General features: G+C 47.5%; 18 protein-coding genes. 11 read left to right on the top strand and 7 right to left on the bottom strand.

Annotated features, from left to right (window positions below):
* Nucleotides 1-155 precede the first annotated feature (155 nt).
* The 3 genes from ppa to ACXAGC_RS07050 all read left to right on the top strand — a co-directional run bounded on the left by ppa (nt 156) and on the right by ACXAGC_RS07050 (nt 4,044).
* Nucleotides 156-689 carry an inorganic diphosphatase gene (gene ppa / locus ACXAGC_RS07060; RefSeq protein WP_303573571.1) on the top strand — a complete coding sequence of 178 codons (534 nt, stop codon included), beginning with the start codon at nt 156-158 and terminating at the stop codon, nt 687-689.
* Nucleotides 690-1,266: 577 nt separating this feature from the next.
* Nucleotides 1,267-2,292, top strand: a complete 1,026-nt coding sequence (locus tag ACXAGC_RS07055) for a sensor histidine kinase (protein ID WP_474843613.1) — start codon at nt 1,267-1,269, stop codon at nt 2,290-2,292.
* A 171-nt stretch (nt 2,293-2,463) separates the two neighbouring features.
* Nucleotides 2,464-4,044, top strand: coding sequence for a methyl-accepting chemotaxis protein (locus ACXAGC_RS07050; RefSeq protein WP_474843611.1), 1,581 nt, complete (start codon nt 2,464-2,466; stop codon nt 4,042-4,044).
* A 7-nt stretch (nt 4,045-4,051) separates the two neighbouring features.
* On the opposite strand, the gene ACXAGC_RS07045 is transcribed toward ACXAGC_RS07050, so the two are convergent.
* Nucleotides 4,052-4,345, bottom strand: coding sequence for a YebG family protein (locus ACXAGC_RS07045; protein WP_119499813.1), 294 nt, complete (start codon nt 4,343-4,345; stop codon nt 4,052-4,054).
* Nucleotides 4,346-4,445: 100 nt separating this feature from the next.
* On the opposite strand from ACXAGC_RS07045, the gene ACXAGC_RS07040 reads away from it, so the two are divergent.
* The 4 genes from ACXAGC_RS07040 (at nt 4,446) to ACXAGC_RS07025 (ending at nt 10,891) form a co-directional block, all read left to right on the top strand.
* Nucleotides 4,446-4,862 (top strand): S24 family peptidase, encoded by a 417-nt coding sequence (locus tag ACXAGC_RS07040; RefSeq protein ID WP_474843609.1) that lies wholly within the window; start codon nt 4,446-4,448, stop codon nt 4,860-4,862.
* Nucleotides 4,850-6,106: a Y-family DNA polymerase gene (locus tag ACXAGC_RS07035; protein ID WP_474843607.1), complete on the top strand. Its 1,257-nt coding sequence runs from the start codon at nt 4,850-4,852 to the stop codon at nt 6,104-6,106. Before ACXAGC_RS07040 ends, ACXAGC_RS07035 begins: the two co-directional genes overlap by 13 nt.
* Nucleotides 6,107-6,190: 84 nt before the next feature.
* Nucleotides 6,191-6,700, top strand: coding sequence for an HAD family hydrolase (locus ACXAGC_RS07030; RefSeq protein ID WP_474843605.1), 510 nt, complete (start codon nt 6,191-6,193; stop codon nt 6,698-6,700).
* 276 nt (nt 6,701-6,976) lie between these two features.
* The gene (locus ACXAGC_RS07025; RefSeq protein ID WP_474843603.1) at nt 6,977-10,891 is read left to right on the top strand and encodes an ATP-binding protein; all 3,915 of its coding nucleotides are present in this window, start codon (nt 6,977-6,979) and stop codon (nt 10,889-10,891) included.
* 29 nt (nt 10,892-10,920) lie between these two features.
* On the opposite strand, the gene ACXAGC_RS07020 is transcribed toward ACXAGC_RS07025, so the two are convergent.
* Nucleotides 10,921-11,841, bottom strand: coding sequence for a LysR family transcriptional regulator (locus ACXAGC_RS07020; protein WP_474843601.1), 921 nt, complete (start codon nt 11,839-11,841; stop codon nt 10,921-10,923).
* A gap of 112 nt (nt 11,842-11,953) precedes the next feature.
* On the opposite strand from ACXAGC_RS07020, the gene ACXAGC_RS07015 reads away from it, so the two are divergent.
* Entirely contained in the window at nt 11,954-12,550 is a 597-nt protein-coding gene (locus ACXAGC_RS07015; RefSeq protein ID WP_474843599.1) for a glutathione S-transferase family protein, read from the top strand.
* 10 nt (nt 12,551-12,560) lie between these two features.
* On the opposite strand, the gene ACXAGC_RS07010 is transcribed toward ACXAGC_RS07015, so the two are convergent.
* Nucleotides 12,561-12,851, bottom strand: a complete 291-nt coding sequence (locus ACXAGC_RS07010; protein WP_474843597.1) for a hypothetical protein — start codon at nt 12,849-12,851, stop codon at nt 12,561-12,563.
* Between the two features lie 20 nt (nt 12,852-12,871).
* Between ACXAGC_RS07010 and ACXAGC_RS07005 the strand changes: the two genes are divergently transcribed.
* On the top strand, nt 12,872-14,158 hold the full coding sequence (locus tag ACXAGC_RS07005) for an ammonium transporter (protein ID WP_474843595.1): 1,287 nt from the start codon (nt 12,872-12,874) through the stop codon (nt 14,156-14,158).
* 199 nt (nt 14,159-14,357) lie between these two features.
* Nucleotides 14,358-15,101: a CBM9 family sugar-binding protein gene (locus ACXAGC_RS07000; protein ID WP_474843593.1), complete on the top strand. Its 744-nt coding sequence runs from the start codon at nt 14,358-14,360 to the stop codon at nt 15,099-15,101.
* Nucleotides 15,102-15,131: 30 nt separating this feature from the next.
* Here the strand turns inward: ACXAGC_RS07000 and ACXAGC_RS06995 are convergent, their stop codons facing one another.
* The 4 genes from ACXAGC_RS06995 to ACXAGC_RS06980 form a co-directional block, all read right to left on the bottom strand.
* The gene (locus ACXAGC_RS06995) at nt 15,132-15,815 is read right to left on the bottom strand and encodes a chemotaxis protein CheB (RefSeq protein WP_474843591.1); all 684 of its coding nucleotides are present in this window, start codon (nt 15,813-15,815) and stop codon (nt 15,132-15,134) included.
* Complete coding sequence (locus ACXAGC_RS06990; RefSeq protein ID WP_474843589.1) at nt 15,799-19,467, bottom strand: CheR family methyltransferase; 3,669 nt, start codon at nt 19,465-19,467, stop codon at nt 15,799-15,801. Before ACXAGC_RS06990 ends, ACXAGC_RS06995 begins: the two co-directional genes overlap by 17 nt.
* Before the next feature lie 86 nt (nt 19,468-19,553).
* Nucleotides 19,554-20,726: a flagellar assembly protein T N-terminal domain-containing protein gene (locus ACXAGC_RS06985; protein ID WP_474843587.1), complete on the bottom strand. Its 1,173-nt coding sequence runs from the start codon at nt 20,724-20,726 to the stop codon at nt 19,554-19,556.
* Between the two features lie 4 nt (nt 20,727-20,730).
* The gene (locus ACXAGC_RS06980; protein WP_474843585.1) at nt 20,731-21,486 is read right to left on the bottom strand and encodes a flagellar basal body L-ring protein FlgH; all 756 of its coding nucleotides are present in this window, start codon (nt 21,484-21,486) and stop codon (nt 20,731-20,733) included.
* A gap of 183 nt (nt 21,487-21,669) precedes the next feature.
* On the opposite strand from ACXAGC_RS06980, the gene ACXAGC_RS06975 reads away from it, so the two are divergent.
* Nucleotides 21,670-22,497 (top strand): hypothetical protein, encoded by an 828-nt coding sequence (locus ACXAGC_RS06975; RefSeq protein WP_474843583.1) that lies wholly within the window; start codon nt 21,670-21,672, stop codon nt 22,495-22,497.
* Nucleotides 22,498-22,509 lie beyond the last annotated feature (12 nt).

Below are 22,509 nucleotides of genomic sequence, written 5' to 3'. Positions count from 1 at the left end.
ATACTGAAGACTGCTTAAGACTTGGGTCTTAAGCAGTTTTTATTTTACGGTAGTCACCGTATACTTAGGCGCGATTTTGCCGTGAAAGGGAATACAGTGTGTTTGTTTTCCCGGACAAATCCCGTTTTTAATTTAACAAATCAAAGGATTATTTCATGAGCCTTAACAACGTTCCTGCTGGTAAAGATATGCCAGAAGTGGTGAATGTCATCATCGAAATCCCAGCTCACGCTGACCCGGTAAAATATGAAGTAGACAAAGACACCGGTGCAATGTTTGTTGACCGTTTCATGGCTACCTGCATGCACTATCCGGTAAACTACGGCTACGTGAATAACACACTGTCTTTAGACGGTGACCCGGTTGACGTACTGGTTATGACGCCGTTCCCGATTATCAGTGGTTCTGTGATCAAGTGTCGTCCTGTTGGTGTTCTGAACATGACTGACGAGTCAGGTACTGACGCGAAAGTTCTGGCAGTGCCGGTAGACAAGCTGTCTACGATTTACCGCGACGTGAAAGACATCAACGATGTGCCAGAGCTGACTAAACAGCAAATCGAGCACTTCTTCTCTCACTATAAAGATCTGGAGCCTGGCAAGTGGGTTAAGATCGACGGTTGGGCAGATGCAGAAGCAGCGAAAGCTGAAATCGTATCCAGCGCCAAGCGTTACGAAGAAGGCGAATAAGCCTTTCTTTCCGCAGATTGAAAAAGCCCGGTTCGCCGGGCTTTTTTGTGCGTATTGGATCGCGATCTGATCTGTAGCTGCACGTTGAGACATTGAGACTGCCCCTTCAGATCCCGATGTAGTAGGATTATTTCCACAAGCCAAACTTTTATGGTATTGGCGGAAAGCAATCAAAAAAGCGTTGACTATTGATTATTGTCGAATTGATAGACACCTTATGGTTTCTGCGCTGTGTTGGTATCAAAGGCTTTAATTTGTTGGCGCCGGAGGGGCTGACAATGCAGTCATCAACGCCATGTATACAAACAATGCACAAAGTTATCCACAGTCTTGTGCATAAAAAAGACTTGATTTGCGGGTAAAAATGATCAAAGCGATCCCCGGATCAAACCGGAGGACAAATGTTTTCGCGGTTGATTGTGATCCCGGTGTGTACTTTGGAATAAATTCGGGGTTCAGGCCGTGTAGTTTGGACAACCCGGAGCTATGCTTTAGTTCAGGGTTTGTATATGATTTCAGAGCAGACTGTGAAATCCGTTGATCGTGCGGATTTGGCGTCCGGCTGCCGGAGATTAATGTGAGTTCAGATATTCAGAAGTTGCAGCAGCAAATTGCATTGTTGCAGAGAAAATTGAGTCGTGAGCAGCTGGCGCGTACGGCGGCTGAAGACATGCTCAATAATTACTCCCGCGATGCCTATCTGGCAAACCAAAACCTGCGCCGTGCTCTCAGCGAAACCCGCGCTATATATCATCAGTTGCTGTCTCAACTTCCTGACAGTGAGGCTGATACATTTAAGCAATCAGCCAAGCCTTCCTCTGACAGCATAGCCATGGTGGACCGTATGACACTGCTTAGTCAGCTTGCTGCGGGTATTGCTCATGAAATTAATAACCCCATCGGCTTTATCAAAAGTAACTGTGAAATTCAGGAATATATGCTGAAGGATGTGTTCGATGCCTGGGATGAACTTAAAGATGAGTTAAATAAGGACAGCACCTCTGCAGCCACATTACCCGCAGACATGGAGTTGAAATACTTACTGCGGGATGTGAGAGAAATGCTTTCAGACATGCAAAAATCATCTCTGGAAGGCGCTAACCGTATTGCTGAAATTGTTTCCTCACTGCAGATTTTTTCTTCTCCGGTTACCGTGGAACGTAACTGGGAAGATGTAGACGATCTTCTTGAGTTTGGTCTGGAGGATATCATCAAGCGAATTCCTGCAAATGTTTCTCTCAATTTCGATGCGTCGGATTCCCGCTTGCAGGTACTGGTTAACAGGAAACAGATCAGGCAGGTGCTTGAGGCAGTAGTTGAAAACGCAATTGATGCCTGTGTATCCGGCGGCACAATCAGTATCGCTGTTGCTGATCTGCCTGGCGCAGTTAAAGTGTTTATAAAAGACAATGGTGAAGGAATAAAGCCTGAGCACATGCCATTAATTTTTACGCCTTTCTTCACTACTCGTCCTCCCGGCAGCGGCACAGGCCTTGGCCTTTCTGTGGCGCAGGCTTTGATGGAATCTCATAATGGTTGGATAGATATTCAGAGCGATACCGGTTCCGGAACCACTGTGACCCTCAATTTCCCTCTGCAGTGATAACTCTATGTATTTACATTAGTAAATGCTGACTTTTCAAACTCAGTTCCGGGCTGTAAACTCCGTTCCTTCTATTTTTTTATAGGTCAATTACTCGAAAGTCTAAATATAGGCTAAGGTTAATGTGACCCTTAACCAATTTCTGAGAACGCAGGGATGTGAGTCAATTATATGCGAAATAATCAACCGGTTACCCAGAAGCTTTACAACATTCCTCAGCACTACCGGCTCATTTCATCTACCGATACACGTGGTGTGATCACGCACTGCAATGATGAGTTCGTTGAAGTCAGTGGCTTCAGCCATGATGAACTGATTGGAAAAAACCATAATATTGTGCGCCATCCGGACATGCCGCCCGGTGTGTTCCGCGAAATGTGGGATACCTTGTCTGCTGGCAATATCTGGATGGGACTGGTAAAAAACCGGCGCAAAAACGGAGACCATTACTGGGTTTCGGCGTTCGTGACCCCGGTTTTTGAAAATTCTCAGATCACGGGCTATGAATCAGTACGTGTGCCGGCCTTGCCGGACGAAATTGCCCGTGCAGAATACTGTTACGAGCGGCTACGTGAAGGTAAGTCCAGTACGTCAACCGGTGAACTGGCCGTTCACTACATGAAAAATTACCTGCCATTTATCGTGATGGGTCTTATTACCGTGGCGGCTTTATTCGCCACGGCAGGTGTGCTGCCGGCCGGTATCGCTGCCGCAGGTTTTGCGGTGTGCAGTTTCTGGATGGCCTCTAAAATTAAAGGTGACTGGCAGGCGCTTATTGATATTTCTCCTGACAGCTATTCGAATCCGGTGGTATCGCAAACCTATTTTGCAGACTTCGGTAACCGGTCACGTGCCAAACTGGTTTTGGGATGCGAACTTGCGCGCAGCCGCACAGCTCTTGCCCGCATTCAGGATGCCGCCGGGGGGTTGGATACGATTGCCAACACCACCCATCAACAGGCCGAAATCACCAGTACGGCTGTCGTGCAGCAAAACGAGGCAACGCAAAACATTGCTTCAGCCGTTAACGAGATGTCGCAGGCTATTCAAAGTGTATCAGAGCGGGTTGACATGAATGCCGACAGCGCCCGTTCTGCTTCTAAAAATGTGGAAGCCGGTAATCAGAAAGCGGATGAGGCGTTATCTGCCATCATGGCGCTTAAAGAAGCGGTCAGTTCTATTTCGGTCACCGTGCAGGAACTGGCGCAGTCCACGAATGATATTGGTGAAGCTGCCAGTTTAATATCGACCATTGCTGAACAGACAAACCTGCTGGCACTGAACGCCGCCATTGAAGCAGCCCGCGCCGGCGAGCAGGGACGAGGCTTCGCTGTAGTTGCTGATGAAGTACGGTCACTGGCATCAAAAACCAGAGAGTCCACAGATAAAATTCATAATATTATCCATGTTCTGGCTGAGCGGTCAGAACGTGCTGTCAGAGTATCCAATGACGGTATGGCATCAGCCGAGCAGGGCACGGCCATTGTTGAAGATACCCGCAAAACACTGGCAGACATTAATCAGGCCGTGAGTGTTATTGCAGATCAAACCTTCGAAATGGCCTCCGCTGTAGAGCAGCAAAGTTCTGTGGCAGAACACATCAATCAGCAAGTCGTAGAAATTGCCGATGGTGCCAAAGATACCCAGCGGGCATCAGAATCATCATTAGATGCCAGCCAGCGTCTGCGTAAAACCGTTAACGAAGTACACTCGGTTATCACCCGCTTTACCAATAAGCGGAATGTAGTGTAACCCGCTTTTAGTTTTTACTGTTTGCCTGTAGCTTTACCACTTCTGCTGATTCGGCGTCGAGGACGTCATCAGCAGAAGCGCCTTTGAGCAATTTGCCTACGGCATCTTTATTCTTTGCCAGCATGACAGACAGATTCTCAATCACGTCGTCTTCCAGCTTGATACCTTTCGCACCGATGTAAGCAGCCAGATTATCTGCCGCATCCAGCATTTTGTCATACTGATCAGCTTCCTTCTTGTCTGTAGTGACCAACTTTTCTACCCCTTTATGCGAAACAACATATTGCACTGTAATAGCCATGATGGTTCTCCGATGTCGAACGTAAAATGAAATTTAATTTTAACCTGATTCATAATTACTGTATAAATAAACAGTATCTGAGGCAACTGTTTTTTGTACTATGTTGAGAATTATTCCGGTTATTGCACAGGCTGGTATCACCGGCTTCGAGTCCCCGGCAGCCGAATACCGACAGCTCGGGCTTGATCTCGACGAGCTGCTTATAGACCATCCCACTGCTACATTTATTGGACAGGCACAGGGAGAGTCGATGACCGGCGTGGGCATATTCGATGGCGATTTACTCATTGTCGACCGCGCTGCTGCACCCACTTCGCTGGATGTGGTGGTGGCTAATTTGAATGGTGTGTTTGTGTGTAAGCTATTCGATCGCAAAGCCATGGTTCTGGTATCGCCCGGCAAACACCAGCAACCTTACGTGTTGGGGGAGGGAGATACCTTCGAAGAAGAAGGCATTGTTATCCGTTCTGTCAGAATGCATCGCTATACCAGGCAGTTAAGACAATGTTTGCGTTAGTCGATGCCAACGGCTTTTATGCGTCCGCCGAAAAGGTGTTTGACCCCGCTATCCGTGACAAACCCGTGGTGGTACTGACAAATAACGATGGCTGCATTTGTGCATTGTGCGACAAGGCGAAAGCCCTCGGCGTAAAGAAATTCGGCCCGTACTACAAGGTACAGAAACTGCTGGAACAAAAAGGGGCAGTGATCAGGTCGTCTAATTATGAACTGTATGACTATTTGTCCAACCAGATGATGAATATTGTTGGCGGTTTTGCGCCTCACCAGCATGTGTACTCTATCGACGAGTGCTTTTTGTATTTTGATAACTGGCAACCGCCGGAAGGATGGAACGCCTACGGTGAAACTATCAGGCGTGCTGTCTGGCAGCAGTTACGTCTGCCTGTAGGAGTGGGTTTCGGGCTTACGCCGACGCTGGCGAAGGTAGCCAGCCATGCGGGTAAAAGACTGGGAGATAAATCCGGCATTGCGGTGCTTGCTGAAAAGACACAGATCCAGCGCACCTTACAGGAAATGTCGCCGCAAGATGTGTGGGGGATTGGCCGGCGTATCGCGGAAAAGCTGGAAAACAGTGGTGTGCGCTCTGCGTGGGAGCTTGCCTGCGCAGCGCCTAAAAGTATCCGTAAGCAATTCTCTGTAGAGATTGAACGTACCGTGCGGGAGCTTAACGGCGTTACCTGCATTGAATGGGAAAGTCATCGTCCTAAAAAACAGCAAATCTATGCTACCCGCGCTTTTGGCCACCCAGTTATGGACCATCAGAGTTTACGGCAGGCACTTTGCTGGCATGCTGAGCGGGTAGCTGAAAAGCTCAGGAAGCAAAATTGTACCGTGAAAACCCTTACCCTTTTTGCCCATGCGAACCCCTTTGCCGCCAGCGGACATTATCATAAAGCTGTACAGCACCGTTTTGCCATTGCCACGGCGGATACGCGAATGCTGTCAGAAGCCGCCGGTAATGCAGCTGATTCTTTATATAAAGAAGGCGTGTTGTTTCATAAGTGCGGCGTGGGAGCAATTGAAATTCAGGATGAAGATGTAAAACAGCCGGATTTGTTCGCACAAAGTGAAGGGAATACAAAGCTGATGGCATGCATGGACGCCATTAACAGAAAATACGGCAGCAGTACCATCGGCATCGCGGCGAAAGGTGACCATCAACCCTGGCGAATGAAGCGGGCGCATTTGTCTCCTCAGTACACAACTAACTGGCGGCATTTACCCCAATGTCAGTGTTGATGACATAAATGTTAGATTCAAAAGCGACATGGTTCGCTACACTAGGGATGTAGCAGATGCCGCATAATGAAGGAGAGAGAAGAGATGAAGTTAGATTTGACGAATGTCAGCGGAGTGATATTTGATTTAGACGGTACGCTGGTGGAGTCTGTCCTCGACTTTTCTCAAATGCGCCGGGAAATAGGTTGCCCTGCCAGCGAAGATATCCTTACCTTTATCGATAACCTGCCTGATGAAACCTCAAGAGCATCGGCACATCAGGTCATTCTGGAGCACGAAATGGCCGATGCTGAGAATGCGAAATGGTTGCCGGCAGGAAAATACATGGTAGATGCCGTCATCAATGCTGATTTGCCCGCTGCCATTGTTACCCGCAACTGCAAACAGGCCACAGCGCTTAAAATCAGCAACAATCAAATCCCCATTTCAACCGTACTCACCCGCGAATGCGCCCCTGCCAAGCCCGATCCCACGGCACTACTTATGATTGCCGGGCAATGGCAAATAGCCCCCGCACATATCCTTTATGTGGGAGACTATATCTACGATCAGCAAGCCGCAGAAAATGCGGGCATGCAGTGGTTGTTGGTTTAATCTAAACTTGAAGGATAAACAGGTAACTTAGGAGGAGCCTTTGGTATTACGGCCGAAGTCTGCTCAATCGTATTTGTCTCCGGTAACGTTCCTCCACTGATTACCTCCAAAATATCGGCATTACCCAACTCATCCGATGCGTTAATTTTATACAATATTTCCATTGTAATCTTCTCCATGTTTATGATTAATATAAATAAGAACTCATTAAAAGCGTGATGATTATCTCGTTTTTCAAAACAATGGATTGTCTTAAAAGGTCATGGAGTGTCCAAAATGAAGTTTTTTGGTGTATTTGTCCTATTTTGTATATTAAATGTCTCATTGAGTGTAATTGCCTCCGGTTTCCAGTCTGAACTTGACTATTCCTACGAATCTCCTGACCTGACCATAGGTATCCCCTCTGCGATAATTGTATCGGAAGACGGTGTCTGGACCGGCGGTGAGAATGGGTTAATGGATATAAGGGCCGGAGAATTATTAAAATTCTCAAAGGCAAAAAATAGTGCAGGAATATCGACATGGGTAACTGATATCGACCGCCTGAATAATGGCTATTTGCTTATAAGTGTTTATGGGAATGGCTTGTACTTAATGGATACAAGTAGCAACGAAGTAAGGCCTGTTAACACATCAGGTATTAAGAACAGAGGTTTTTGGAAAACAGATATCGGCCGCGACAAAATCATCGTTAGTACGCTCTCTAACATCCACATTTATGATATTGCGACAATGCAGGAGAGTTCAAATTTAAGGGGTAAAGGAATTGTCATTGGTGACCAGGTCGTTGATTTGGCAGTTGACGATTCATCAGACGGAATTTGGTGGATTGACAGAGATGAAGGACTTTTCTTCTATTCTTTTGCTAACGAATCGTGGGCACAATTTAATCTCTCAATCGAGCCTTCTCAAAAACTGCATACACTGACCATTGACGAAGAACACCTGTACATTGGCGCAGATAGTGGTGTGCTTATTTTTAATAAGATGACAAAAGGTGTGAGATTAGTCAGTTCCAGAAATATTCCCGACGAGGATTCACAACCAGTCCGTTCAATTTTCATCGATCAGAATGAGAAGGTATGGGTGGCAGCAGAAAATTTATATTATCTGGATTCGAAACAGGAACAACTGATAGCACACGAATTTTTGCAAGCTGAAAATGAACTTCTTATAGTCACAGATATGGCTGAAGACAGATATGGGAATTTATTTGCAGTTGATACAACCCATGGCCTGGTTGTCCTTTCTGATTTAATCACATCCATCTCCGCTACGAACCTGCCATTAACCGGGCAGGAGGTAATGTCTGTAGAATCCATGGCTAATTCAGATACTCTGCTTTTAAGAAATAATTCTCAAGTTGCTGTTACGAGCATTTCGGAAGATAGCGAAATGGAGAATACTATTTTCCAGGTTGAAGGAAGAAGGGTGCTCTATGGTCATGAGGCTGTATATCTGTTTGATGATGAAGTTAACCTTTATCCGTTAGATAAAGAAGTAACTGAAAGCCATTCCCCTTCCGGCATATCAGTAAAAATCGACGAAGTAGTTTTTAAGAGTGTTTTAGAGGCATTTGAGGTAGGCGGGATAATCTACGCGCTGGTTCAGGATTCAGAAGGGAACAAGTTGCTTAATCTCAGCCATGGCTACAAAGAAGTATTACCTTATTTCATTTCAAATATACGAAGAACGACAAATGATTCTTTAATCCTGACCGTTGACGGAGTGGGGATTTTCGAGATTGCAGGTAACTCCGGAATAAAGCAAATTGACTTCGGAATATCTCACCAATATCAGGTATATACATCTATTTATTCTGATAATGAAAGTTTACTGATCGGTACATCAGGTAACGGATTCCTCTTTAAAGATTTAATATCAGGCGACGCCGGGATAAAAAATTCCGGCCCCGGATTCATTCGTGATGTTGTTTCTTTGGATAAATACTGGCTTGTAGCTGCAAACAACGGATTATTCGCTATTGGTAAAGAGCATGGAGAAAACATTTTTATAGGAAAGAGCTTTGGAATTACCGATTCAGACTTTCAGTTTGACGGGATCGGGGTTACGAAGAACTTCATCTTGGTAAGGGGTGACAAGCAAAGCAATTTGCTTGAAAAAAATAGCTTTTTGGGAAATCTGAAGCAACTCAGTCAGAATAAGCACAACATCGATACATCAAAGATTAAAATTGAAGTTGCTGATAGTTCTGTGGAAATGCTGGGTAGCGAAAAGGGGATCTCCACTGTAGAAGACAGTTTTACAATTGGTCTTCCTTCGACAAATTATGTTGCCAGAGGTTTACTCAGCTACGAATACAAATTGACGGGCAGAGATTCCGACTGGATCAAATTAGCTCCGGAAGAAAGAATAATTACTTTAAGCGAGCTTCCTGTCGATAGTTACTCGCTGAAGATCCGCATCCACGATCCCAGAAGTCACGTAGAGCAGCCGGTTACTACTATCCCACTGAATGTACTTCCACCGTGGTGGCGCACGTGGCAGGCAATGATGGTCTATCTGTTGATAGTCATTATTGGTCTTTATCTCGCTTACAGAAGCTATTTGAAACGGGTTGATGAACAGGGGGCTATGCTTACAACGCTGGTGGAAGAGAAAAATAGTGTCATTCAGGATACTAACCAGTTTATGCAGCGGATGTTGCGGAATAAACAACGTGCCATGGCGAATTTGTCACACGAAATCCGTACACCACTTACGCTTATACTCGGGCCCTTGAAGGAAGTGCTGGAAGCGCCGGATTCAGACAAAACGGTGGAGCGGGTTGAGCTCGCTACGCGAAATGCAGACCGGATCAGTGTGCTGGTTGACCAGATGCTGGAACTGGAAAAACTGGAATACATCAAGACTCTGCCTCCCCAGCATTATGAGCTGGATCATGATATGCCCCGCATCATGTTTGACTTAAAAGCATACGCGGCGCTGAAAAAACACCAATTAACATGGCAGTGCTCTGGCCAGAAGCGAATTACGTTATTCACTGACAGTCTCGAAAAAATTCTCAGTAACCTGGTCTCCAACGCAGTGAAATATACACCTGAAGGCGGAAAGATCGGCGTATCGGTAAAACAGCGGCAGTTGCAGCTGGTCATCGAAGTCAGTGACAACGGAGCCGGCATGACTGAAGAGCAGGTGGATAAGATTTTCGACCGTTACACCCGTCTGGAAAATGAAGCCGAAGGTACAGGTGTGGGGCTGGCGCTGGTGAAGGAACTTGTTATTGCTAACGGCGGGCATATTAAAGTGGAATCTGAGCCCGGAGCCGGTTCCTGTTTTACCGTATTTTTGCCTATGACGGGATCAACAACAAAGTCGCAGGCCATAGCGAAGGAAGTGAAAGAGAACCCGGCACGTCATTACAACATCGATCGTGAACTGGTGGGTGAAGGAAAAGTCATTCTGGTAGTGGATGATAACGAGGAATTGCGCACCTATATCCGGGACTTTTTGGGAGGCGTTTATCGTTGTCTGATGGCATCGAATGGCAAAGAAGCGCTGGATATCATTGCCAGAGCAAAGCCTGACCTTGTTCTGACTGACTATAAAATGCCGGATATGGATGGTCTGGCTTTCGCAAAAGCCCTGCGCAGAGATGACTCTCTGGCGAAAGTGCCGCTAATTTTCATGTCTGCCTTTGGCGATCCTAAAAGTATACGGCTGGCACTTGAAGCCGGTGCCGACAGCTATATGACCAAGCCGTTAGAGAAACCGCTGTTGTTATCCAGAATAAGTAATTTATTTGAACGCTATCAACCTGTGGAGCCGGAGGTGACTGAACATGTCACAGAAGAACCAGAGGACGAATTACCCGAATTTGAAAATGAGCAGGGGCAGCGGTTCTATTTTAAAGCACTGGAATTAATGGAAAAACACTATGGAGATGAAGATTTCACAAAACCTGTGTTCGCTGAAATGATGGCGGTCAGTGACAGGCATCTTCAGCGCTTGTTCCTGTCGTCTTTTGACAAGCCATTCAATGCCGTGATCAGAGAATTCAGACTTGAAAAGGCCAGAGGCATGCTGGAAGAGGGGATGCAAATCACTCAGATTTCTTACGATACAGGGTTTGCTTCACCTTCCCACTTCAGCAGGGCTTTCAAAGACGTTTACCATACAACGCCGTCGAAATATCAGAAAGAGCACTATCACTTCAAACGAAAGGCGTAGAAGCGGGCTAAGCTACGCACACAGTCTTTTTATCGTTCTGCCCCGGATTCAGCTATTTGAATCAAATCCTGTTGCAACGGCCTTGTCAGCCAGTCCGTCATCGTCCGCAGTCGTTTCGTTTGCAGCTTTACCGGCGCATAGAGTAAGTGTACCGGCAGCGGGTGAGGCTCATAATCCGGAAGTACAATAACCAGTTTGCCTGCCTGCACCAGTTCCGCTACCTGATAGTGCAAAAAACGACAAAATCCCACGCCACTGACACAAGCTTCTAACGCTGCATCCACCTGATTGGTGGTAAGACGACTGCTGAGGGCAATCTTCTGACTCTTCCCGCCTTTTGTGAACATCCACTCTGACGGGCTTTCCAGTACGCTTAAATGAATTGCCGGCAAGCCGTTGAGTGAATCCGGTGACAACACTGACTGGTGAGCAGACAGAAATACAGGGCTGGCACAAAGCACATGGCGCATGGTGCCCAGTTGTCTGGCAACCAGATTATGATTACCGATGCGTCCTATCCTTACCGCTACGTCCACGCCTTCACTGAGCATATCCACCGGCCGGTCCAGCAGTAACAAATCTACCTGCATTTTCGGATACCGTGACAGGTACTGGCTGATCTTAGGCATGACATGGCGTTTGCCGAAGGTGACCGGTGCCGTCACTGTGACTTTTCCCTGAGGTTCCGTTTGCCGGTCTGTCAGGCGACTCTCAGCTTCTGTAACTTCGGCCAGTATTGTCTGACAGCGGGTGTAGTATTCGCGCCCCTCATCAGTAATGACAATACTGCGTGTAGTGCGGTGAAATAACCGCACTTCGAGATGATTTTCAAGGGCCGCCAGAGTGCGTACTACGGATGTCAGAGATGTGTTCAGATGCTCTGCTGCCCCGGTCAGGCTGCCCTTGTCTGCGATGGTCACAAACACCTGCATGGCTTTAAACTTGTCCATAACCCTTCTATTAGTGCGAAAAACGGTTTACTGAAATTAACTATCGCATCTTTATTGCGATATGCATACGGTTTAACGTGAAACAAATCGTTAACAACGTGGTGGAAAATACATGAAGCTTTATGATTTGGAATTATCAGGAAACTGTTACAAAGTGAGATTATTCGCGGCTCTGGCGAACATTGAGCTGGATATTGTGCCGGTGGATTTCATTAATGGTGAACACAAAAGTGATGCCATGCTTGCCCTGAACCCCTGGGGCGAAATTCCGGTGCTGACAGATGGCGATATTACGCTCAGAGATGCTCAGGCCATCCTTATTTATCTCGCCCGCAAGCACGACCTTGAAAGCTGGTTGCCGGCAGATGCTCAGGGTATGGCAGAAGTGCAGCAATGGTTGTCAGTGGCGTCGAACGAAATACAGCATGGTCCGAACGCCGCACGGCTGGTAGATAAATTTGGTTATGCGCTGGATAAAGTCACCACGCTGGGTACCTCTGAACGTATATTAATGTTACTTGAGCAGCGTTTGTCAGTGCACGACTGGCTGGCGCTGGAGCGTCCGACAATAGCCGATTGCGCGGTAATGCCTTACGTGGCGCTGGCCCCTGAAGGTGGCGTGAGTTTATCAGATTACCCTGCTGTGAACCGATGGATTGCACGTATCAAAGAATTGCCGGGGTTTGAACCTATGCCTGGTGTTGAATAATTCCCAGCTGTCATGCTGCGCCTGTCAGAAGGTGCAGCATCATATTCTGATGTCCTGCCTGATTATTGAACGAAAACACAGCAAACCATAAATAATTGCTTAACAGTGCATAAATATTCATTAATTTAGACTTTTTACTAATACGAAGGTCAGGTATATTTTTGATAAAAATGCGTCTCGCAAAAAATAAAAGCAATAAGCGCGACAAGGAGGCGTTTCCGATCCGGTAATCCGGCACGGGGTTGCAACCTACGATATGGAAATAAAAGACGCCACAAAGGCGCGATAAATCCAAACTCATTAAAAAATCAGGACAACATTATGCGTAACTGGCTTCCAGCTGTTGCTTTACTCTTGCCGTGCCCGGTATTTGCTCAGGCGTCTGCCGATACGGGCGATACCGCCTGGATCCTCACTTCAACTGCACTGGTACTGTTTATGACATTACCGGGGTTATCCTTCTTCTATGCTGGCCTGGTACGCAGTAAAAACGTGCTGTCGGTACTGATGCAATGTTTTGCTATTGCCTGCGGCGCATCGCTTATCTGGCTGATTGCCGGTTACAGCCTGGCGTTTGGTGAAGGAAACAGCTTCATCGGCGACTTTTCAAAAATGTTCTTAGATGGCGTGACGAAGGACAGTTTGTCCGGCACCATCCCTGAAGCATTATTTTTTATGTTCCAGCTCACATTTGCGGTTATTACACCTGCGCTGATGGTGGGCGGCTTTGCCGAGCGTATGAAGTTCTCTTCCGTGCTGATATTTGCGCTGGTGTGGCTGGTACTGGTTTATCTGCCAGTTTGTCACTGGGTATGGGGCGGCGGCTGGCTGGCTGAAATGGGACTGCTGGACTTTGCCGGTGGTACCGTCGTCCACATTACTGCAGGTGTGGGGGCTCTGGTGGCAGCACTGGTGATTGGAAACCGTACCGGCTACGGCAGTGCTTCCATGATCCCTCATAACCTGACGATGACCGTCGGCGGCGCTGGTATGTTATGGGTAGGCTGGTTCGGCTTTAATGGTGGCAGTGCTGTGGCTGCAAACGGTGATGCTGCAATGGCGATGCTGGTGACTCATATCAGTGCGGCAGCAGGTTCGCTGGCATGGATGACACTGGAATGGAAAAAATACGGTAAGCCTTCTGTACTGGGTATTGTCACCGGTATGGTTGCCGGACTGGGTACAATTACGCCAGCTTCGGGGTTTGTTGGCCCTGCGGCCGGTCTGGTTATCGGTTTATCTGCCGGTGTGATTTGTTTCTACTGCACCAACCTGATCAAACAGAAATGGAAAATCGACGATTCTCTTGACGTTTTCCCTGTGCACGGTGTTGGCGGTATTCTGGGAACGTTCCTTGCCGGGATCTTCTGCTCACCAGATTTAGGGCTGTTCAGTGGCTATGGTTTCGGTGGCGGCAACACCAGTATTTCTGAGCAGTTAACCGTGCAGGTGATTGGTATTGTGGCGGTATTTGCTTACACAGCCGTGATATCCTGGTTACTGCTTAAAGTGGTATCTGCCATGACTAACGGTCTGCGTGTGGATATGGAAACCGAGCAGAAAGGCCTGGATATCTCAAGCCACGAAGAGCGCGGATATAATCTGTAATCCCGCTGCTTTGTTGTGAACAGACGCCGCGTTATGACACGCGGCGTTTTTTCTTCACAAAGAATGCTGCTTACAATCATTCGGCTCATTCGTAATGAATAAAACCGTCTGATCAGGGTTCACATTCTGTGCGGAGCGTGTAAAAATTCTGTGAATGTTATCGGTAACGTTAAGCGTATTTTCCACACAAGGAACCAGTATGTATAAAAGATTACTCACCGCGGGGGCGTTAAGCTTCAGCTTACTTTCTCCTGTTGCCATGGCGATGGATGCCACATTTGCCAAAAATGGTGTCACTGTAAATGGTGCCGGTGATGATGCTGTGTGGCAGGAAGCGCAATGGCACCCGCTGGAGCATCTGATGGTAGGAAGCATGCCATCTAAAGAGGATTTCTCCGGTCGTTTTAAACTGGCATGGGACGAAAGCAAGCTCTATCTGCTGGTGGAAATTGTGGATGATGTTCTCATTGATACCCATCCGGATCCAAAGGATAAATACTGGGATGATGATTGTCTGGAAGTGTTCATAGACGAAGATGCATCAGGCGGTAATCACCAGTACAGTTATAATGCCTTTGCCTATCATATTGCGCTGGATGGCAATGCTGCAGACTTTGGTGATGAAAATGATGGCAATGGCGTGGTGTTGCTGAACGATCATGTGGAAAGTGAGTGGCACCGCGATGAATCATCACCGTATACCATTACCTGGGAAGTGGCGATTGATATTTATGATGATTCATTCAGTACCGCTAAGCCGGGCGAACCGCTGTCATTAGAAGAAGGTAAGATAATGGGGTTTATGCTGGCTTATTGCGATAACGACGGCAGCCCTGAGCGTGAACACTTTGTGGGTTCTCATGAAATTACGCCGGTTAACGGTGATAAGAACCTGGGTTTCATTGATGCCTCGGTGTTTGGCAAAATTACGCTGATGAAGTAATCAGGTAAAAGAAGTAGCAGCGGCGTACTGCTACTTCATTTTCTTTTTCAGTTCCCTGGCAACCTTTGCCGATTCAAAGGCTACACTTTCCTGATCGTCAAAATGAGGATGACGGGTAAGCTCACACATTAGTTTCGGGATGTCTTTTAGCGGCAGCACATGTGACGGATGGTCGTTCATCACAGCATTCAGCGGCAGGTAGGGAGCATAAGCATCTTCCGGTGACTGTGCCACGGTGATACCGCCCTGTGCCGATGTTTCCCGTAAACCCTGAACACCGTCGTCCAGATTCCCGGTAAGCAATATGGCAACCGTTCTGTCGGAATACTCCCGCGCAGCAGATTTAAACATCACATCGATAGCTGGGCGCCAGTAAGACTCATCAGGGGTTTCATAAAACTTAATACGGTTGTCCTCCACCCCTATGTGAAGATTATCCGGAGGCAGATAGATATGACCTGATCTGACAACCTCTCCTTCAACAGCGTTTTCCACGGTCAGCAGGGTTTTCGCCTGCAATACCATGCGCATATCACCGGCTTTGATATCGCTGTTTTTTATCCGGTGTAACAACAGGAAAACCGGAGCAGGAAAGTCGTCAGGCAGATTTTCCACAAGATGAATAAACGCCTTAACGCCACCTAATGAGGCGCCGATAAAAAATACCGGACTGACCTCAGGGTATCTGACCACGCTATCAACTTGATTTTCCATCCAAATATTTCTCCAGCAAGCCATGAAGTTTAGCTATTTCTACGGGCTTGGGAAGAAAATCGCTCATTCCGGCCTGTTTGCAGCGGTTGATGATGTCCTGATGAACATGGGCGGATACTGCTACAACCCGGGTATTCTGAAGCTTGTCACCGGGGAGTTTTTTAAACTCTTCGAAAAAGGTAAAGCCATCCATTTCGTCCATCTGCAAATCCAGCAAAATAAGTGCATAAGTGCTGTCTTTCACTTCATTGAGGCCTTCTTTACCATTGCGGGCTACATCGTACTGCACACCCAGCTCATCCAGGTAAGACGACAAAATGAAAATATTGGCTTCGTTATCCTCGATAATGAGTACCCTATGGTCGCCTGTATTGCGAAGCTTAAGCTGGCTCACCGGTACATTGGTGACGGCTTCCCTGACCACCTTGGGCGTTTGCAAGGGCAGATTAATTGTAAAGGTAGTGCCTTTGCCTTCTTCACTTTCAACGTCGATGCTGCCGGCCATCAGACTAACCAGTTCTTTGACAATAGACAGCCCGAGGCCGGAGCCGCCGAAGCGTCTGGCAATGCTTGAATCTGCCTGCGTGAACTTATCGAATATTTGTTTGATATGTTGCTCAGACATACCAATTCCGGTATCCGAAACTTGCAGAACCAGTTGATAAACCGGTTTGTCCCAGTGACCTTTAGCAATAATCTTTATTGTGCCGTTTTCAGTGAACTTAATGGCATTTGACAGCAGGTTAGTGACTATTTGCTGTATTCTTAACGGGTCGCCGATAAATGTGTCTGGCAGATCTTTGTCAAAAACAGCCGAAATTTTGCGGTTGCTGTTCACATTATCCATGGAATACAAGTCAATGAGATCGCGGATGATGGCTTTGGGCGAAAATTCCGTATATTCCAGTGACAGCTGCCCGGATTCCAGCTTGGCAAAATCCAGCAAGTCGTTGAGTAGATCCCGTAACTTCTTCGTGGCGTTATCGAGAATTTTGAGCAGCCTGGCCCGCTTTTCTTCATTATCAATTTGCAGGCCGAATACTTCATTTACACCCACAATAGCGTTGAGAGGTGTACGAATTTCGTGGCTGACATTAGCCAGAAACTCTGTCTTCGCCAGGTTGGCTTTCTGAGCCTGTTCCCGTTTCAGATCCAGCTCTTTTTGCTGATGCACCAGTTCGGTATTGTCGATGAAACTGAGGATCGCGCCTTCAATCGATTGGTTGGTTGCGTAGTAGGGGGTGATGTGCACCCAGAAATGTTTGTCTTTATATTCTGCCTGGATGGTTTGAGTACCGGCAGTAGACGCCACTTGTTTAATGACTTTATGCAGATCAAAGCTCTCGAACCGCTCCTGAAGACGTTCGGCGAAGTGTTCCAGATCCGTTGTTAAAGAGAAGAACTTTCGGGCAGCCAGGTTTGCCCTGACAGCATTCGAATCACTGTCAACACATACCAGCGGGAACTGCAGTGAATTCTTGATATTAACCAGTTGATTCGTCACCTGCTCCAGTGAGGTGGTTTTGTCATTTAACTGGTCGTTCATCGTCACTAATTCTTCATTAGTGGACTGCAGCTCTTCGTTAGTGGTTTCCAGTTCCTCGTTAGAGGACTGCAGCTCTTCATTGGATGATTGCAATTCTTCGTTCATGGACTGCAATTCTTCGTTAGATGTCTCCAGTTCTTCCACTACGGTCTGGATGTGCTCCCGCGCCATTGAAAGTTCGTCTTCCAACTCTTTAATGCGCTCTGACGATTCGTCATGAATTTCCTGACTTGCCGGCTTTTGTACATCAGCCGTTCTGGTAAAACAGACAAGCAGGAACTTCTCATCCTGCTCTTCTATTTGTACCGGCATCACCTTCATTCTCACCTGGCAAGGTTCACCGTCAATGGTCAGGCGGCGTAACTGACTTTCAGACTGCTTTTTGGTCCGGGTCACTTTATATACCAGAGGCCGGATTTCATGGCGGAACATTTCAATGACAATCTCGTTTAAGTTAAACGAGGGTTTGCCTTTGGGAAACTTAATATAGTGGGCACTGTTACCGTATATGTGCTCAACATCCAGGTTATCGTTAATTAATACACAGGCATCGCCGAGTTGCTCTACCAGTGCATCCGGTAAGCTCGGCGGCCGGGAGGTGTCTGCAACGCGCTGAGGTAACTCTCCGATAGATACAGAAGATTTGCCGCTTAAATGGAACCGTTGCGGATTAAACGAAGTAACGCTGCGCTTCTGGAAGATTTTGTCCTGAGAGTTCACAGAACGGAATATATCCGTTACCTGTGATGTACTTTCAGATTTCCCTAAGAACAGGTGACCGCGTTCACGCAAGGCGTAATGGAAAATACGGTACACCTTCTTCTGTAATTCCTGATCGAAGTAAATCAGCAAGTTGCGGCAAGTGATCATGTCGATGCGCAGGAAGGGAGGATCGTCAATAATATTATGACCGGAGAAGAGAATGATGCGTTTGAGTTCGTCTATGACCTCATAAGCATTTCCTTTCTTTTTGAAGTATCTCTCTTTGTATTCTTTCGGCACATCCGCCATGGATGCTTCGCTGTACAGGCCGCGTCTGGCTACTGCCAGTGCATCAGTGTCTACGTCTGAGGCAAATATCTGGTGCTCTTCGCTACTGATTTTATCCGGCCCGCCAAGTGCTTCTGACAGCATGATGGCCAGACTGTAAGCTTCTTCACCGGTAGCGCAGCCAACCACCCATAAGCGAACCGGTTCGCCGGAGGATTTACCTGATGTAATGTCCTCAAGAACAGGGGCCAGTTGACTGAACGTAGCGGGGTCGCGGAAAAAGTTGGTCACAGAGATGAGAATGTCTTTGTATAACATCCGCACTTCTTCTGAATCGTGGCTCAGCAGTTCCACGTAGTCGTTAAACTCGTCCACCTTCCTGGCCAACATTCTGCGCTCAATGCGTCGCTGTAGCGTCGCCTTTTTATAGTGTTTGAATGATACACCGCACTGTTTCCTGACAATATTGACCAGGTCGATGAACTTATCCTGTACCTCGTCGGCTTCAATTTTTACTCTGAGTTCCTGTGGCAACTTGGTACTGAGATCTTTAAGGTGTTTGCCGATCCCGGAAGGGCTAAGACAAAAATCCACGCATCCGGTGTCAATTGCCGAACGGGGCATGCCATCATAACCGGCGGACCTTGCGTCCTGCGCATAGGTGATGCCACCATTGGCTCTGATCACCTTAATACCATGAGCGCCGTCAGTCCCCGTGCCTGACAAAATCACACCAACCGCATGCTCTTTTTTCGCTTCAGCCAGCGAGACAAAAAGTGCATTAACCGAAGGCTTGGCCAGAGAAGTAGTTTCTTTATCTGACAAATACAGTTTATCGCCCTGAACGGTGACGTCATATTTAGGTGGCGTGACATGAATGACGTTGGGTTGGGCAAGCATTCCGTTGGTAATGGTTTTGACTTTCAGCCGGGTATTACGCTGAACCAGTTCAGTCAGTTTACTTTCGTGTTTAGGAGACAGGTGCTGGGCGATGATATAAATCATATTTGAATCGCCGGGGAGCTCCTCACACAGATTTTGTATGGGTTCCAGTCCACCCGCTGAGGCACCAATACCTACCCAAAAATAACGCTGTTCAGGTGACGGAGATTGCATCTAACCAACTTGAAGATAAAGAAATATTGGCCTCATCTTATCATTTAGTCTAACGAGATCCATCAAAACTGGTGTTGGATTATGGTTTACGGAGCAGGGGCGGGCATCACAAGGTCATACAGGTCCGCCAGCGCAGGAGACTGCGCTGCAGCACTCTTTAGCAGCGCCGCATGAGGGTTCACTTCTGCAACGGTAAACAGCACATCGCCCAGTGTATTTTGCATGGCAAGGCCGGTGTAGGTTGTTCTGCTTAACGTGCGCTTTTTCAGCAGGGCGAAGGTGTCTCCGACGACCACGCCGTCTGCACTGCCCATACCAATCACCAGTTCACCTGACAGCTTGTCGACAACCTGCGTTACTGTGGCCTCGCAGGTGATAATACTGGTAATGTCGGACACGGCAGCATTCACAGTGTTCAGTGCCACACGGCCAAAGTCGCCGCGCCAGAACAGGCTGTTATTGGTATCTACACTTTGTCCTTCCGGGTAGCTCCAGTCCGCTTCGGCATGGTAGCTTTCCTGAAACAACAGGGAGTTTCTGAAGGCATCGACAACATACACATCCAGGGTAAAATTTCGCCGTCTTGATACATCATCATCGTCTTCAATGTTGATTTGTTCGAACAGGCTGATGTCGCGGATATAGCCAAACACAATGAACTGCCGCCCCTGGGTTTGTGCCAGATAGGAGGCTTTGTCATAAATAATCTGCGGCGTCAGTGAGTTGAATGCGCTGGTGGAGGCAAACGCCTTGTCCAGCAACTGCACATTGAGCTGTTGTTGCTGGCGGATTAGCTGTTGCTCCAGCCGTTTACTGATTTGGTGACCAAAATCGTAAATATCGCCGTGGGCGGCCTGTCTGGGTCGTAATAACTGAAATTGTGTCACCAGCACTGAGCGGCTGTATTTGTCGCTGTCACAGGCAAATATAGGTGTGATATTCACTTTCACGGAAACAGTGAGGTAGCCATCCTCTAATGTTTCATCAATGATTTCGACCCGCTGAATACGTCCGGTAGAGTGGATCTCGGCCTTGCTGCTGATGAGCAGTCCGTTTAAAACCACATCTTCAGCTGTAATGAGACTGCCTGATTTAAACGATGCATCGGCGATAGCATTTTTGATGGCCATAATGCGAACGTCGTCCAGCGGTGCATTTTTAACTGCCAGCTTTGCTTCGCCCTGAACCCATTCTGCATAGACGGGACAAGACAGCATAACCATTGTAGCGGCAGCAAGTAAACAGCGGATTAAATACATACAGCTACCCGAAAATAGAAAAGAGTTTGCTTAACAGGCTGCGTTTCTGATTATCCTGCAGCTCGCCTTTACCGCTGTATTCAATAAGCGCATTACCGACTTTTGCAGAGCTGACGGTATTGTTCACATCAATGTCTTTAGTCCTTACCTCGCCGGAAAAACGGATAAATTCCTTCCCCTGATTCATGGTGATCCACTTTTCACCGGCCACCACCAGGTTGTTGTTCGGGAGTACTTCTACCACGTAAACCGTGATCTTGCCCTCCAGGGTATTGGACTGGCTGGCATTAGCAGAGCTGTTAAATTCACCGCCCTGTTCATGGTCAACATTTAAATCGTCATCGCTGATGTGTATCGGACCTGCGTTCACAGTAAGCGGTTGGATCTGAAAGCTCGCGCTTTTGTCTTCGTTGTAGTCGACAGACTTTTGCGAAGATGTTTGTTCGTCCAGTTCTATCAGCACCATATCGCCTACACGGAAGTTGTGATGCAGCTCGTACAAGCCCGCTGCATTGTCCGGGTCAAACAGCGAACCTGTGGGAACACGGACTACTGACACAGTCTGACTGCGCGGTGGACGGAAAGTGGCTTCCCCCTGGGAGACTTCCTGCTGACTGGTATCAATGGCGCGCTGTTTTACTTTCGGATTTGTCGGACTGGACGCCACCACTTCCTCTTCTTCAGACAGGGTTGATGTGCAGCCTGCCAGAGCCAAATGTAAAGAAGCGAAAATCAGTAAATACTGGCATTGTAATTTCATAGCTGTTTAACCAAATGTGCTTGCTGTGCACGAAATTTATTATGTTTTATATGGAGTAAATGGCCGCCGTCCTTTGCGATTCGAAACAAATACTAACTGACAAACTCGTAAAAACACGCTCAAACATGAGCGATTTGCGAAACCTTTACAATGTTGACAAATGCCTGCCGGGTAGGGGGATTTATGCGTATTTTCGATGCAACTGGCGATTATTTTACAACAGCTGATGAGTCCGCTCAGGCCGTTTCAGACGTGGCAACTACCGCTGCGGAAGTGGTATCTGACAGTAACGGCTTTACTGCGATGCTGGCTATGCTCACATCCGCTGACGATGACACACAAACACAGGCGCAGGACGCGACGATTGCGGATATTCAGTCTCAGTTCACCTCTTCACTGGGGATCCCGGGACTGGATGAAGACGTGCTGTCATCGCTGACATCAGACTCCGGGCTGGCAAAAATGCAGAACGCATTTCTGGCTATGTTGCAGGCTGATTTGCTCTCTTCATCTGAGGCATCCTCTGAAGACACCGGAGAGACTGCGGCCTCAGATTCTGAGGCTGAAAGTATTGCGCTGGCAGACGGGGAAACAGGCTGGGACAGCTTCATGAATGCCGCTTTCGGTGAGGACGGGGTCGACTGGAACGATGGCTTTGATGCGGTGAATCTGCTGCATCATATACCCATTGTCGCCGATGTGTATCAGTCGGTATCGTCAACAAATATCAGTGCGGTATCTGATCTGGCTGGCAGCTTTATGTACGGTGGTCCGGCTGGCCTTGCGTACTCTGCAGCGAACCTTACCGTGCAGGAGTTTACCGGCAGTTCGATTACCACAAACCTGTGGGAACTGGGTTACGACTGGCTGTTTAACCGTGACGTGACCGGTGGTAATGAAAGTTTAACTGAAGCCGTTGCCGGGGAAGGCGGAGAAGCTGTTGCCCATTCAGCTTATCAGTTTGCCAGACGGCAATTTGATGCTGATGCGGCGGAAGAAAGCGGCAACTGATTGCCGCATTTT

It is taken from the genome of Alteromonas sp. AWJ4_197, from assembly GCF_056160285.1.
The sequence above is the reverse complement of the archived record's forward strand: the minus strand, read 5'-3'. Positions and strand labels throughout refer to the sequence as shown.

Coding starts and splice junctions, on each gene's coding strand:
- ppa (WP_303573571.1), top strand. CDS start 156: ATGAGCCTTAACAACGTTCCTGCTGGTAAAGATATGCCAGAAGTGGTG.
- ACXAGC_RS07050 (WP_474843611.1), top strand. CDS start 2,464: ATGCGAAATAATCAACCGGTTACCCAGAAGCTTTACAACATTCCTCAG.
- ACXAGC_RS07045 (WP_119499813.1), bottom strand. CDS start 4,345: ATGGCTATTACAGTGCAATATGTTGTTTCGCATAAAGGGGTAGAAAAG.
- ACXAGC_RS07040 (WP_474843609.1), top strand. CDS start 4,446: ATGTTGAGAATTATTCCGGTTATTGCACAGGCTGGTATCACCGGCTTC.
- ACXAGC_RS07035 (WP_474843607.1), top strand. CDS start 4,850: ATGTTTGCGTTAGTCGATGCCAACGGCTTTTATGCGTCCGCCGAAAAG.
- ACXAGC_RS07030 (WP_474843605.1), top strand. CDS start 6,191: ATGAAGTTAGATTTGACGAATGTCAGCGGAGTGATATTTGATTTAGAC.
- ACXAGC_RS07025 (WP_474843603.1), top strand. CDS start 6,977: ATGAAGTTTTTTGGTGTATTTGTCCTATTTTGTATATTAAATGTCTCA.
- ACXAGC_RS07020 (WP_474843601.1), bottom strand. CDS start 11,841: ATGGACAAGTTTAAAGCCATGCAGGTGTTTGTGACCATCGCAGACAAG.
- ACXAGC_RS07015 (WP_474843599.1), top strand. CDS start 11,954: ATGAAGCTTTATGATTTGGAATTATCAGGAAACTGTTACAAAGTGAGA.
- ACXAGC_RS07010 (WP_474843597.1), bottom strand. CDS start 12,851: ATGAGTTTGGATTTATCGCGCCTTTGTGGCGTCTTTTATTTCCATATC.
- ACXAGC_RS07005 (WP_474843595.1), top strand. CDS start 12,872: ATGCGTAACTGGCTTCCAGCTGTTGCTTTACTCTTGCCGTGCCCGGTA.
- ACXAGC_RS07000 (WP_474843593.1), top strand. CDS start 14,358: ATGTATAAAAGATTACTCACCGCGGGGGCGTTAAGCTTCAGCTTACTT.
- ACXAGC_RS06995 (WP_474843591.1), bottom strand. CDS start 15,815: ATGGAAAATCAAGTTGATAGCGTGGTCAGATACCCTGAGGTCAGTCCG.
- ACXAGC_RS06990 (WP_474843589.1), bottom strand. CDS start 19,467: ATGCAATCTCCGTCACCTGAACAGCGTTATTTTTGGGTAGGTATTGGT.
- ACXAGC_RS06985 (WP_474843587.1), bottom strand. CDS start 20,726: ATGTATTTAATCCGCTGTTTACTTGCTGCCGCTACAATGGTTATGCTG.
- ACXAGC_RS06980 (WP_474843585.1), bottom strand. CDS start 21,486: ATGAAATTACAATGCCAGTATTTACTGATTTTCGCTTCTTTACATTTG.
- ACXAGC_RS06975 (WP_474843583.1), top strand. CDS start 21,670: ATGCGTATTTTCGATGCAACTGGCGATTATTTTACAACAGCTGATGAG.